Raw genomic sequence first — 14,034 nt, 5'->3', positions numbered from 1 at the left:
TCCTTCTTTCTAGTATTAGTCATCTTTTAAGCTGGAAAGATTGTAAAATCAACTAGATCACCATTATCAATCAAACGATGTCCAGCTTCTAGAACATCCTCCAAAGTAATTTCCTGTAAAATTTTCGGAAAATCAAAAATTGTTTCTCCGCGATCCATAGGATCGTATTGAGTTGCAATAAATTCCAAGGAGTTCATACTACTGAAAAATTCTCCAAACATCTCACTCTTAACAAGATCGAGATGCTCCTCAGTAATATCTGCATCACTACTAAACTGACGAATCGCTTTCCGAAATTGGTGCGACAAAGAAACAGGTTCCTTGGTATCCATCGTCAATATCACAAAATGAAAGCGACTATTTACCTCAACCTCTAGTGACAATGACGCATCTAACTTCCCTGTCTCATACAACCTTTGAAAACGGTCAGAAGTCCAACCAAACATCATCGTAAATAGCAATTTCAATAAAATATTGTAACGATAAGACTCCTCTTCCGTTATTTGACCAGTTCCTCTAATAGCAACAGCAAGTTTGGGTGAAGAAACTTCCATCCGAAGGCTATCTGTTTGCTTCACAGGCTGCAAGGGTAGTTTCTCTTTTGTAACTGTAAACTGTTCTAAAGTCTTCTTTTCCTTTTTCGAAAAGTATTTCTCTACAACTTTTACATCAATATTTCCAACTAAAAACAATGACATGTTGACAGGTTTGTAAAACTCTGTAAAGTTCTCTTTTAAATTTGAAACCTGAATCTCAGAAATTGATTTTTCACTTCCAACAATATCTGTTGCTAGAGGAGTATCAGGATAAAGGTTGGCTAATGTTGCAAAAAACAAGCGTGAGTCTGGATCGTCTTGATACATTTCTCGTTCTTGCTGAATAATATCCTGTTCTCTCAAAACAGACTCTTCTATAAAATGAACATCTCCGACTAACTCATTTAGCATATCTAAATTCTCTAATAGATGGTCAATTGTTGAAAAAAGATAGCTGGTCTTAGTAAAACTTGTAAAGGCATTACTGTCTGCACCTAATCGAGTAAAAGCTGCCATCATATCCTCAGAATTTTCTCTTTCAAACAATTTATGTTCAAGAAAATGTGCAATTCCTGCTGGATGATGACGTAAACCTTTGTCTAAACTTGTATAAGTCGCATCTACGGAACCAAATTGAACCGTTACAATCCCATAAACCTCATTGAAATCTTGTTTAGGGAGTAAAGAAACTGTCAATCCATTTGACAATTGTGTTTTGTAGACTGTTTCCTTTACAGCAGGATAGTATTTTTCTTCAAAAGTAACCTTTGTCATTCTACTCCTTCCATAAAGTAAATCGCTTGTAACTTCAAACTGTTGGCAGCTTTACATACAGTTTCTTTATCAACACTCTCTAATTTTGCCACCAATCGATCAATATCAAAGCTTGATTTCCCCAATAGAGCATTCAAATAGGCTCTTTCAACCAGGGTCTGTTGATTATCTTGAGCCATCAACAAAGATCGTCGAATCATCTCCTTTGTTTGTTCAAGTTCAAAATCTGTAAAGTTACCCTTTTTCAGATCTAGCAATTGATGATTCATCATTTTTCTAGCCTGATTTCGATTTTCTCTATCAATACCCGCATACATCCTTAACAGACCACTAAACAAATCTAATTGACTCGAGACTGTATAGGCTATTCCAGCATTTTCACGAACATTTGTAAAGAGTTTCGAATGTGCAAATTCACCCAACAGACCATTCATGACAAGCATGGGCAAATGCTCATCATCGCCATATTTTACAGGAGAATGATAGCCCATTTCCAAAATAGATTGTCCAACATTTTTCTGAACCATTCCTTCTTGTAGAACATTCGAATAAGACTGATGGTACTGGATAGTAACATCGCTCTTTCTAGCTGTGAAGGGGAATGACTTCAGCGATTCTGTAATTTCTACTTCATTAAAGTCACCTAAGAAAAAGAAATCAATACGATCATTTTTCAGAGCATCTTGCAAGCAAGTGTAGCTACTTTTTGGAGACTCATTTGAAATGCTATTTCGTAAATCACTGTATCTCAATTGAAGACGCTCATCATGGAAGAACAAGCTATCCAACTCCTTATGAGCAAAATAAAATGAATCATCCATATCAGTAGCTAAACTAGCCAATAATTGTTTTTTTTTCAATTTCAAATAAGGCTGGCTCAAAAGCACCATCTTGAACTAAGGGGGCAAATAAAGTCTGTTTCACCAATTCCAAAATTTGAGAAGTCAAGACATTCTTTTTACTTAAAAAATCATCCCTCACATAGGTAAATATTAGATCAAGAATATGTGCCTGTCCCCTACGATAAGCACCTGTAGAAATATCTGTTCCATATAAACTTGCCAAGTATCTGCGAAATGCTTGTGATGTTAGGTAAACTTGATTTGCCGTCTCCAACATACTTGCACTTAACATGCGTCCTGCTATTGTCTCAAGAGATAAGGGAGCAGTAAAACGAATAGTGATTTTATTTGTTTTAAACTTTTTGGATTGAACAAAATGTGCTGAAATTCCAGGCACTAATTCCATACCTTACCTCCTTACATATAGAGTTCTATTATACCACGAAAATCAAAATTTTTCTTGTTCTCTTTATAGCTTTAAAGAGTAAAACCGTTTTCATTTCAACTAACTTTCCTTCAGCTATTTCGATGAAAATATGGTATAATACCAAAGATTGAGGTGAATTATGGAATACAAATTATTTGAAGAATTTATCACGCTCCAAGCCCTCCTAAAAGAGCTTGGAATTATACAAAGTGGTGGTGCTATCAAAGCCTTTTTAATAGAGCATCAAGTTTACTTTAATGGTGAGTTAGAAAGTAGACGTGGGAAAAAAATCCGTATTGGAGATACAATTGACATTCCTGATTTAAAGATTGACATCACCTTGACAAAACCAAGTTTAAAAGAGCAAGAAGAATATCAAGCAGATAAGATTGAGAAAGAGCGAATTGCTAAACTTGTCAAAGAAATGAATAAAGGTGTCAAGAAAGAAAAACAAAAAACTTCTTCATCACCTAAAACCAAACAAGTTCCACGTTTTCCAGGAAGATAACCATGTGGCTCCAACATTTAACAATTAAAACCTTTCGAAACTATAAAGAAGCAAAAATTGATTTCAATCCAAAATTAAACGTCTTTCTAGGTCAAAATGCACAAGGAAAAACCAATATTCTAGAAGCAATCTATTTCTTGGCCTTGACACGTAGTCATCGGACTCGTACAGATAAAAATCTCATTCATTTTGATGACGAGCAACTCCATCTTTCTGGCTTGCTACAGAAAAAAACAGGTTCCATCCCTCTAGAAATTGATTTAACGACAAAAGGGCGTGTGACTAAAGTCAATCACTTAAAGCAAGCTCGCCTATCAGACTACATCGGACATATGAATGTGGTCCTCTTTGCACCTGAAGATCTCCAGTTAATTAAAGGGGCGCCCTCTGTTCGTCGAAAATTTATAGACATTGAACTGGGACAAATTAAACCAATCTACTTGTCAGACTTATCAAACTATAACCATATACTCAAGCAAAGAAATACTTACCTAAAATCCAGCCAGAAGATTGACGAAACATTTCTGTCAGTCTTAGATGATCAGTTAGTAGAATACGGTTGTCGCGTCATAAAGCATCGGATAAAATTCATTAAAGAGTTAGAGAAACTTGGTCAAAAAAAACACTTAGAAATTTCAAATCAATTAGAAGAGTTGTCAATATTTTATCAATCATCTGTCAACTTTACTGATGAAGAACAGCTAACAAGTTCTTTTAAAATGGCTTTGGAGAAAAGCAGATCAAGAGATTTGTTCAAAAAGAATACTGGTGTCGGACCTCATCGAGATGACATTACTTTCTATATCAATGGTATGGACGCTAGTTTTGGAAGCCAAGGTCAACATCGCAGTCTTGTTCTCTCTATCAAACTAGCAGAGATCGAATTAATGGAAAGTATTACCAACGAGTCTCCGATACTCTTGCTTGATGATGTTATGAGCGAACTTGATAACACCCGGCAACTAAAATTACTAGAAACCATTTCCCAATCTATCCAAACCTTTATCACAACAACAAGTTTGGATCACTTACAAAACTTGCCAGAAAACCTTAGTATTTTCAATATTCAAAACGGTCAGATATCTGTAAATTAAATTGACACTGTTGTAAACAAAAAAGAACCCCTAATTTTCAGGAGTTCTTTTTTGTTTACATAGAATAGTTTGGTGCTTCATTAGTAATTTGTACATCATGAGGATGGCTTTCTTTTAGACCAGCCCCAGACATTTCAATAAATTGAGCGTTGTCGTGCAATTCTTTAAGGTTAGCTGCACCACAGTAACCCATACCAGAGCGAATACCACCAAGCATTTGGAAGACAATATCAGCTGCTGCGCCTTTATAGGCAACACGGCCTTCAATTCCTTCTGGAACGAGCTTGTTTGCTTCATTGACAGAACCTTGGAAGTAACGGTCGCTTGAACCTTTCTTCATTGCAGCGATTGATCCCATACCACGGTAAGTCTTAAACTTACGTCCTTGGAAAATTTCAGTTTCACCTGGTGCTTCATCTGTTCCAGCAAACATTGAACCAAGCATAACTGCATTTCCACCTGCAGCAAGGGCCTTTACAATATCTCCAGAATACTTGATTCCACCATCAGCAATAATCGTTTTTCCATATTCGCGCGCAACTGCTGCCGCATCATAAATTGCTGTCACTTGTGGGACACCCACACCTGCAATCACACGAGTAGTACAGATAGAACCTGGTCCAATCCCAACTTTGACAACATCCACACCCGCATCATAAAGAGCACGCGCACCTTCTGCAGTTGCAATATTACCAGCAATCAAAGTGCGATCTGGAAAGTGAGCACGAATTTCAGCAATTTTACGTATAACCCCAGCAGAGTGACCATGTGCAGTATCAATAACAATTGCGTCAGCCCCTGCTTCAAAGAGAGCCTCTGCACGTTCAAATGTATCTGAAGTGACACCCACCGCACCAGCAACTAGAAGACGACCAAATTCATCTTTGGCAGCATTTGGAAACTCAATAACTTTTTCAATATCCTTAATAGTAATCAAGCCAGAAAGACGGCCTTCTTCGTCAACCAAAGGAAGTTTTTCAATACGGTGTTCTTGAAGAATATGTTCAGCTGTTGCAAGATCTGTACCAACAGGGGCAGTGACAAGATTTTCACTGGTCATATGGTTTGAGATTGGTTGATTGTAATCTGAAATAAAGCGAAGATCTCGGTTTGTTAGAATACCAACCAATTTACGATTTTCAAGTGTTTCTACAACTGGAACACCACTGATACGGTAACGTCCCATCAGTTCGTCTGCCTCAGCAATGGTATGTTCTGGAGTCAAGAAGAATGGATCAATAATAACACCATTTTCAGAACGTTTTACCTTGCGAACTTCATCCGCCTGTTGCGCAATAGACATATTTTTATGGATTACTCCAAGACCACCCGCACGAGCAATAGCAATAGCCATTTGACTTTCTGTGACTGTATCCATTGCGGCTGTTATAATTGGGATATTTAAAGTCAGATTATCTGCCAATTTTGTTGTTAAATCTGCATCATTAGGCAACACATGACTTTCTGCTGGAATGAGCAATACATCATCAAAGGTAAAACCTTTTTTTAAAAATTTAGTATCCCAATTAGACATTGAAGTTTCCTCTTTTCTTTCTTTTTGAGCTTGACTCTTTTTGTATTGTATCTATCATACCATTCTATGAAAATTTGTCAATTATATTTATGGTAGAAATCATAAAAAAACTATCCCTGTGAACCTATGGAAGAGATAGTTTTACGATTCATATTTTACCTATTATTTAAAATAATTTAGTCCCATTGCTTTCTTAACTTCAGATAAAGTTTGCCCCGCAACCTCACGCGCTTTCTCACTACCTTTTTGAAGCATATTGTACACTTCTCCCATATCATGAGCAAATTCGATACGGCGCTCACGAATAGGACCAAGTTCGCGTTCAAGTATTTCGAGTAGATAGCGTTTCGTCTTCACATCACCAAGACCACCACGTTGATAGTGTTCTTTCATCTCTGCAATTTCTTGAGCATCTTCAGGACGACCAAACACATCTAGATAATGAAAAACCATGTTTCCTTCAATCTTACCTGGATCCTCAACACGAATATGATCTGGGTCTGTATACATACTCATGACTTTTTTACGCAAAGTATCAGCATCATCAGCTAGATAAATACCATTATTGAGGGATTTAGACATTTTAGCACTTCCATCTAGACCAGGTAGACGACCTGCTCTTTCATTTTCTGGGTAAATACCTTCTGGTTCCATCAAAACATCACAGTTATAAGCATGATTAAAGGAACGAACAATCTCACGAGTTTGTTCAATCATTGGTTTTTGGTCTGTTCCTACAGGAACATAATTAGCCTTAAAGGCTGTGATATCTGCTGCCTGAGCGATTGGATAAACCAAAAAACCTGTCGGAATACTTTCCCCAAATCCTTTTTGAGCAATCTCTGTTTTTACTGTCGGATTACGCTCCAAACGAGCTAGTGACACCAAATTCATATAGTACATAGACAGCTCAGCCAACTCTGGAATCTGACTTTGAATAAAGATAGTTGATTTACTAGGATCCAATCCAACTGCTAGGTAATCCAAAGCCACATTTCCAATAGATTCTACAATGGTTTGAGGATCTTTGGCGTGATCTGTCAATGCTTGTTGGTCCGCCAAAAAAACAAACATCTCATACTTGTCTTCTTCCTGCAGTAATACTCTATTTTTTAGACTCCCAACATAATGTCCAATATGCAGTTTTCCTGTTGGGCGATCTCCTGTTAAAATAATGGGTTTCGTCATTTTTTTCTCCTTCGAAATGGTCTCTTCAATTATAGCATTTTTTTGTTAAAATAACAGAAAATTATTTAAATCAAACAACTAACTCATTGTAAACAAAACTGTAAACTTAATTGACATAAAATTGACAAACAAAAATTTGAATATTTCTCTCTTTTCTAGTAGAATAAATGTATTACATATTATAGGAGAAAAACATTGCTTACAGTATCTGATGTTTCACTACGTTTTAGTGATCGCAAACTTTTTGATGATGTCAATATCAAATTTACAGAAGGAAATACATACGGATTAATTGGTGCTAATGGTGCTGGGAAGTCTACATTCTTAAAAATCTTAGCTGGTGATATCGAGCCAACAACTGGTCACATCTCTCTTGGTCCGGATGAACGTCTCTCTGTTCTCCGTCAAAATCATTTTGACTATGAAGACGAGCGAGTTATTGATGTCGTCATTATGGGAAATGAAAAACTTTACAACATCATGAAAGAAAAAGATGCCATTTACATGAAGGAAGATTTTTCCGATGAAGATGGTGTTCGTGCGGCTGAACTTGAAGGTGAATTTGCCGAACTTGGAGGTTGGGAGGCAGAGAGTGAAGCGTCTCAACTACTTCAAAATCTTAATATTCCAGAAGAATTGCACTATCAAAACATGAGCGAATTAGCCAATGGTGAAAAAGTGAAGGTTCTCCTTGCTAAAGCCCTATTTGGTAAACCAGATGTTCTTCTCTTGGACGAGCCAACCAACGGTTTGGATATCCAGTCTATTACTTGGCTAGAAGACTTCTTGATTGACTTTGATAACACTGTCATCGTTGTATCCCATGACCGTCACTTCCTCAACAAAGTATGTACTCACATGGCCGACCTTGACTTTGGAAAAATCAAACTCTATGTCGGAAACTATGACTTCTGGAAAGAATCTTCTGAGCTCGCTGCTAAATTGCTAGCAGACCGTAATGCCAAGGCAGAAGAAAAAATTAAGCAATTGCAAGAATTCGTTGCTCGCTTCTCTGCCAACGCTTCTAAGTCAAGACAGGCAACGTCTCGTAAAAAAATGCTTGACAAGATTGAACTAGAAGAGATTGTGCCATCTAGTCGTAAATATCCATTTATCAACTTTAAAGCAGAACGTGAGATTGGCAATGATCTCTTGACAGTAGAAAATCTAACTGTAAAGATTGATGGTGAAACTATCCTGGACAATATTAGTTTCATCTTGCGTCCAGGTGATAAGACAGCTCTTATTGGACAAAATGACATCCAAACGACTGCATTAATTCGTGCAATTATGGGTGACATCGACTATGAAGGAACTGTCAAGTGGGGAGTTACTACTAGCCGTTCTTACTTGCCAAAAGACAACTCAGCTGATTTTGCAGGAGGAGAGTCAATCCTTGACTGGTTGCGTCAATTTGCAAGTAAAGAAGAAGATGGCAATACCTTCCTACGTGGTTTCCTTGGTCGTATGCTCTTTTCTGGAGATGAGGTTAACAAACCTGTAAACGTCTTATCAGGGGGAGAAAAAGTGCGTGTCATGCTTTCAAAACTCATGCTCTTGAAATCAAATGTCCTTGTACTTAATGATCCAACAAACCACTTGGACTTGGAATCTATCTCAAGCTTGAACGATGGATTGAAAAACTTTAAAGAATCAATCATCTTTGCTAGTCATGATCACGAGTTCATTCAAACTTTGGCAAACCATATCATTGTTTTGTCTAAGAATGGCGTCATCGATCGTATCGATGAAACATATGATGAATTCCTAGAAAATGCAGAAGTACAAGCAAAAGTTAAAGAACTTTGGAAAGACTAAATAAGACTTCAAAACTCAGTTGGGGTAACCAACTGAGTTTTCTATCATTCTACAAGGTAACATGAAATCATTTTTTAAAACATATTGGACCTATTTTGTTTCTTTCATCATTCCTTTAGTAATTATGACTGGAGTATACCTAACTCAAGGTATCTACTGGAATAGCGATGTATCTCCACTATTAGGAGACGGTTTCCATCAATACGTTATTTTTGATGTAGCTTTACGAAATATTCTACATGGAAATGGCAGTTTGTTTTACACCTTTACAAGTGGCCTTGGACTGAATTTCTATGCTCTATCTAGTTATTACTTAGGTAGTTTTCTTTCACCCCTGGTTTACTTTTTTAATCTGTCAAATATGCCAGATGCTGTCTATCTGACCACTCTCTTAAAACTTGGGTTGATTGGTCTGTCAACCTTCTTTAGTTTGAATAGATTATTTAAAGATATCCCAAAATTTTTAAAACTTACCTTATCTACTTCCTATGCTTTAATGAGCTTCACTGTCAGTCAGTTAGAGATAAAAACCTGGCTAGATATTTTTATCTTGATTCCTTTAATTATAACTGGTTTACACCTACTTATAACACAAAAGAAGCGCCTACTATACTTTACAAGTTTGTCAACCTTATTTATTCAAAATTATTATTTTGGGTATATGACAGCATTGTTTCTTATTTTCTGGTATCTCTGCCAAATTTCTTGGGACTTTAAAACTCGAAAATCATCTTTTCTTGATTTTGTTGTTACCTCCTTTTTAGCTGGAATGGCTAGTTTGATTATGACTCTTCCTACACTGTTTGATTTACAAACTCATGGGGAGAAGTTAACTGCCATCACAAAATTAAAAACAGATAGTAGCTGGTATCTGGATATTTTCGCAAAACAATTCATTGGATCTTTTGATACAACTAAGTATGGATCTATACCAATGATTTTTGTTGGATTGCTTCCTTTTATTTTAACCATTCTATTTTTCACAATAAAATCCATTAAGTTTCACGTGAAACTTACCTATGCAATTTTCTTTACTTTTTTAATAACAAGCTTTTACATAGAAGCCCTCGATTTATTTTGGCAAGGGATGCATACCCCAAATATGTTTTTGCATCGCTATGCTTGGATTTTTTCCACTCTATTAATTTATACTGCAGCAGAAGTCTTAAATCGTCTGAAAGAACTGAAGCTATGGAATCTATTTGTCTCACTTTTTCTGGTACTAACAGGATTTTTGGCTACTGTCTATTTTAAATCACACTATTCTTTTTTAACTGATTTGAATATCCTACTCACTCTTGAATTTCTTCTAGTTTATGCTCTTTTACTTCTTGCAGTCATTAGAAAGTTTATCTCTGTAAATCTATTTGCAATTCTTTTGTCTTTATTTATAATAGCTGAGATAAGCTTAAATGCTTCATCTCAAATGGAAGGAATAGCTAAAGAATGGGCCTTTGCTTCTCGTAGCGCCTATAATAGAGATATCACTGCTATGGAATCCATTCTAAACCAAATTGACAATCGATTTACACGTACTGAAAAACTGCAAATTCAGACTGGAAATGACAGTATGAAATTTAACTACAATGGAATCTCTCAATTCTCATCTGTACGAAATCGTTCAGCTAGCACTAGTTTGGACAAACTTGGATTCAAATCCTCTGGAACCAACCTCAATCTCCGTTATGCTAATAACAGTCTTTTAGCAGATAGTTTATTTGGAATCCAGTACAATATTTCTGAAACTTCACTTGATAAGTATGGCTTTCAAGAGATTTATCAAAAGGATCATTTAACCTTATATAAAAATCAACTCTCTTTACCCATTGCCTTTGCCACTCAATCTATTTACACAGATGTAAACTTTAATAATCACACTCTCGATAATCAGGCTTTATTTATAAACCAGCTTGCTAATCTCAACTTAGATCACTTCTCCCAAATAGCATATGATAAAACAGATAATTCTGAAGGTTTAACAAGTATCACAGGTTCTGCGAATGAAGATGCAAAGATTGATTATCAAATTGAGGTTCCTCAAAATAGCCAAGTCTATCTCTCTTTTTCAAATCTTCATTTTACAAACGATAAACAAAAGAAAGTTGACATCCTTGTCAATGGAGAAAAGAAGACTTTTACAACTGACAATACCTTTAACTTCTTTAATTTGGGTTATACTGAAGAACAAAAAACTTTCAATATCAGTGTTAGTTTCCCTGGAAATTCTCAGGTGTCATTTGAATCTCCAACCTTCTATCGTTTAGATACTCAGGCCCTAACTGAGGCAATCCAAAAAATTAAAGAACAACCTGTAGAAGTATCCACCTCTAAAAATAAAGTCTTTGCTACATATGAAGTAAAAGAAGATACCTCTATTTTCTTCACTATTCCTTATGACAAAGGTTGGTCTGCATACCAGGATGGGAAAAAACTTGAAATCAAGCAGGCTCAGACTGGTTTTATGAAAGTTGATGTTCCAAAAGGAAAAGGCACCATTACACTTTCCTTTATCCCCAATGGTTTTGTTATTGGAGCAGCCTGCTCACTAACTGCCCTTATTCTTTTTGGGATCTATAATCACAGACGAAATTTATCTAAGAGAGAAAAAGATTGACCAAAGAATTGGTCAATCTTTTTAATCTTCTTCCATTTTCTTAGGTTGATAAGCTAGCATACCTAAAGCAGTAAAGAAAGCTAGAGTTATAATAAGGAAAATCACTTGATGATGAATATTTCCTGTCATAGAGATTGTTTGTCTTAAGCCTGATACAGAATAACTCATTGGTAACCAAGGATTGACACCTTTGAAGAAATCATTTGTCAAAGCAAGGGGATAGGTCCCTGCACTTGATGCTAACTGTAATAAAAGTAAAATAAGAGAGAAGAAAGCTCCAATACGGCTATTCCAAGTTGTTAAAGCTGTCACCATAGACATGAAAGCTAAACTTGTGATTATAATTAGAATCAAGGTCCTCATCTCATGGTTCGCAGTCAATCCAATAAGATGGACACCTCCATAAACTAAAACACCTGCTAAGACAGCTATAATCCCATTTATTTCAGAGCGAGACTTCAACCAAGCCCAACGACTCTCTGGATGACGTCCAGAAGGCAACTTCGCAAAAATCATATTGGTAGATATAGCAGCAACAAAAAGAGCAACTGATATCATATAAGGAGCCATGGCAATCCCATTTACAGGAACTTGGTCGTTATCTGTTTTTGAGAGAACTAGAGGTTTAGATAATGTTTCTGCATTTTTAGATTCTGTTGAAGCTGATTTGAGTTGATTATTAGCATTGCCTAATCCTTGTCCTAATGAATCAACTCCTGTTTGTAAATCTTCAAGACTAGAGGTTAAAGTTGTTCCACCATCTGCTAGTTTTCCAGCACCATCTGCAATCTTCATAGCGCCACTTCCTAGTTGAGATGCTGCAAAAAGTAACTGTGTTGATTTATCTGTTAATTGACCAGAGCCAAATTGTAATTTAGTAAGACCTGCTATTAGCTCTGGACTCTTATTATTCAATTGAGCAGAACCAGATGACAAACTTTCTATACCTGATACTAATTCTGGAGTTTTTCCAGCTAACGCATCTACTCCAGCTGTCAAGGTTGATGTGTTTTCTGTCAACTTGGTTGAGCCAGAAACCAATTGATCCAAACTTGTTGTTAAAGTTGTATTCTTTTCACTTAGTTGATTTACACCTAAAGAAATAGTATCCAATCCTTTAGTATACGCATTAACTCCATTTTCAATTGATTGACTTCCGGGAACTAACTGATTATCTACAGCATTTTGCAACTGTGTAAATCCACTTGACATAGATGTCAATGAACTAGACGCTATAGGTAAAAGTTGATTTGCTTTAGTCTGTAAAGTAGAAAGATTAGAGACTGGTTGGTTTATACTTCCTAAATTTTCTTTTAAATCTCCTGCCGTCGTTAAAATTGCTTTTGCTGACTCTATCGTAGAATTAGAATTATTTGAAACAGCTTCAGTCAATTCTTTTTTCTGAGTTTCAGTGAGAGATTGATAAGTTGCTGTTGCTTGAAGATTTGTAAGAGTTTTCTCTTGCTCTGCTTGACTATTAGTCACAATAGTTTGAGCAAGAGTCGTTATATTTGTTAAGTCATTAGATATTGTATTTTTAAGATCAGTATTATCTGAAACTGTAACTGATTGGAGAGCCTTATTCAACTCATCTAAACTGCTTGCTAACTGTGTTATATCCTCTTTCTGTTGAGATGAAGTATTTAATTGTGTGGATATTTCTTTGATTCCTTTATTTAATTGAGTAATACCGTCTCTCAATGTATCTGATTGACTTGATAGTTGGTTTGTACCAACAGATAATTTGTCAACTCCGCTTGTATAGGCATTGACACCAACCGAAAATTGACTGAGACCTGAATTGAGTTGTGAAACTCCACCTGTATAGGTCTTTATACCTGTATTCAGCTGATTTACACCTGTCACCAACTCAGGAGTTCTTGAGGCCAATTGACCAAGTCCAGTGTCAACATGTGAAACTGCATTTGTATAACTTTGTAAACCACTATTAAAAGTTCCTAAACCAAGATGTAATTGCTCTATGGCAGATACATAGGCAGACAATCCCTTTGTAAATTGATTAGCTCCATTTGAAAAAGTTACACTTGAGTTAGCTAGAGTATTGAGATTTGTCGTCAATGTTTGACTTCCTTTTGCTAACTGATTAGTTCCATTAGCCAGTTTCTCACTTCCATCAGCTGCTTTATTTATCCCAGACTTCAAGTCACTCATTTTTTGAAATAGTGCCTTGGTGTATGTTTCAGTTACATTCGTAGAGACGGTTTGTTTTAATTGTGTCATTGCAGAATCACTCATCTTACTTGCAATAAAGCTACGACCGCTTGAAGTTTGATAATCAATTTGCATCTGTTCAGGGTGATTTGTTAGGATCGAAGTAGCTTTTTCAGATAAATCACTTGGTAAAGTCACTACCATATAGTATTCGCCATCATCTAACCCCTTTTTCCCCTCTTCTTCATTGACAAAATGAAAATCCAAAGTCTTATTTTCTTTTAAATTAGACACCATGTCTTTTCCTATAGCCATTGTATTTCCATTATAAGAAGCTTCCTTATCATTATTAACAACTGCTACAGGTAACTCCGATACTTGACCATATGGATCCCACATTGACGATAAAAATATGATATTGTATAAAGCTGGAATAAGAGAAATCCCTATCATTACAATAATGAATGTCGGTTTTTTAAAAATTGCTTTCCATTCTTTAAACATATTTCCTCCTTTTTTTAAACATA

At 36.1% G+C, this 14,034-nt stretch carries 8 protein-coding genes and 1 pseudogene; 4 read left to right on the top strand and 5 right to left on the bottom strand.

Features of this window, described 5'->3' with window-relative positions; genetic code table 11:
* Positions 1-26 precede the first annotated feature (26 nt).
* Both yfmH and yfmF read right to left on the bottom strand, forming a co-directional pair.
* A complete protein-coding gene (yfmH, locus tag MK396_RS00615) occupies positions 27-1,310 on the bottom strand; it encodes an EF-P 5-aminopentanol modification-associated protein YfmH (RefSeq protein WP_268723355.1) in 1,284 nt (427 codons plus the stop codon).
* Positions 1,307-2,558 (bottom strand): annotated as a pseudogene (gene yfmF / locus MK396_RS00610) (EF-P 5-aminopentanol modification-associated protein YfmF). The gene yfmH and the pseudogene yfmF overlap by 4 nt, the downstream one beginning before the upstream one ends.
* A gap of 160 nt (positions 2,559-2,718) precedes the next feature.
* On the opposite strand from yfmF, the gene yaaA reads away from it, so the two are divergent.
* Positions 2,719-3,087 carry a S4 domain-containing protein YaaA gene (gene yaaA / locus MK396_RS00605; RefSeq protein WP_268723354.1) on the top strand — a complete coding sequence of 123 codons (369 nt, stop codon included), beginning with the start codon at positions 2,719-2,721 and terminating at the stop codon, positions 3,085-3,087.
* A 2-nt stretch (positions 3,088-3,089) separates the two neighbouring features.
* Positions 3,090-4,181 carry a DNA replication/repair protein RecF gene (gene recF, locus MK396_RS00600; protein ID WP_268723353.1) on the top strand — a complete coding sequence of 364 codons (1,092 nt, stop codon included), beginning with the start codon at positions 3,090-3,092 and terminating at the stop codon, positions 4,179-4,181.
* 55 nt (positions 4,182-4,236) lie between these two features.
* Here the strand turns inward: recF and guaB are convergent, their stop codons facing one another.
* On the bottom strand, positions 4,237-5,715 hold the full coding sequence (guaB, locus tag MK396_RS00595) for an IMP dehydrogenase (protein WP_268723352.1): 1,479 nt from the start codon (positions 5,713-5,715) through the stop codon (positions 4,237-4,239).
* Positions 5,716-5,877: 162 nt separating this feature from the next.
* A complete protein-coding gene (trpS, locus tag MK396_RS00590) occupies positions 5,878-6,903 on the bottom strand; it encodes a tryptophan--tRNA ligase (protein WP_268723351.1) in 1,026 nt (341 codons plus the stop codon).
* Between the two features lie 195 nt (positions 6,904-7,098).
* On the opposite strand from trpS, the gene MK396_RS00585 reads away from it, so the two are divergent.
* Together MK396_RS00585 and MK396_RS00580 are read left to right on the top strand one after the other, a co-directional pair.
* A complete protein-coding gene (locus MK396_RS00585) occupies positions 7,099-8,721 on the top strand; it encodes an ATP-binding cassette domain-containing protein (protein ID WP_268723350.1) in 1,623 nt (540 codons plus the stop codon).
* 61 nt (positions 8,722-8,782) lie between these two features.
* A complete protein-coding gene (locus MK396_RS00580) occupies positions 8,783-11,335 on the top strand; it encodes a YfhO family protein (protein WP_268723349.1) in 2,553 nt (850 codons plus the stop codon).
* Between the two features lie 21 nt (positions 11,336-11,356).
* Here MK396_RS00580 and MK396_RS00575 read toward each other — a convergent pair whose 3' ends face one another.
* Positions 11,357-14,011, bottom strand: a complete 2,655-nt coding sequence (locus tag MK396_RS00575; protein ID WP_268723348.1) for a YhgE/Pip domain-containing protein — start codon at positions 14,009-14,011, stop codon at positions 11,357-11,359.
* Between the last annotated feature and the right edge of the window lie 23 nt (positions 14,012-14,034).

Source organism: Streptococcus oralis (assembly GCF_026782235.1).
In the GTDB taxonomy this organism is placed as follows: domain Bacteria; phylum Bacillota; class Bacilli; order Lactobacillales; family Streptococcaceae; genus Streptococcus; species Streptococcus oralis_CC.
The sequence above is the reverse complement of the archived record's forward strand: the minus strand, read 5'-3'. Positions and strand labels throughout refer to the sequence as shown.

Coding starts and splice junctions, on each gene's coding strand:
- yaaA (WP_268723354.1), top strand. CDS start 2,719: ATGGAATACAAATTATTTGAAGAATTTATCACGCTCCAAGCCCTCCTA.
- MK396_RS00580 (WP_268723349.1), top strand. CDS start 8,783: ATGAAATCATTTTTTAAAACATATTGGACCTATTTTGTTTCTTTCATC.
- recF (WP_268723353.1), top strand. CDS start 3,090: ATGTGGCTCCAACATTTAACAATTAAAACCTTTCGAAACTATAAAGAA.
- guaB (WP_268723352.1), bottom strand. CDS start 5,715: ATGTCTAATTGGGATACTAAATTTTTAAAAAAAGGTTTTACCTTTGAT.
- MK396_RS00575 (WP_268723348.1), bottom strand. CDS start 14,011: ATGTTTAAAGAATGGAAAGCAATTTTTAAAAAACCGACATTCATTATT.
- yfmH (WP_268723355.1), bottom strand. CDS start 1,310: ATGACAAAGGTTACTTTTGAAGAAAAATACTATCCTGCTGTAAAGGAA.
- trpS (WP_268723351.1), bottom strand. CDS start 6,903: ATGACGAAACCCATTATTTTAACAGGAGATCGCCCAACAGGAAAACTG.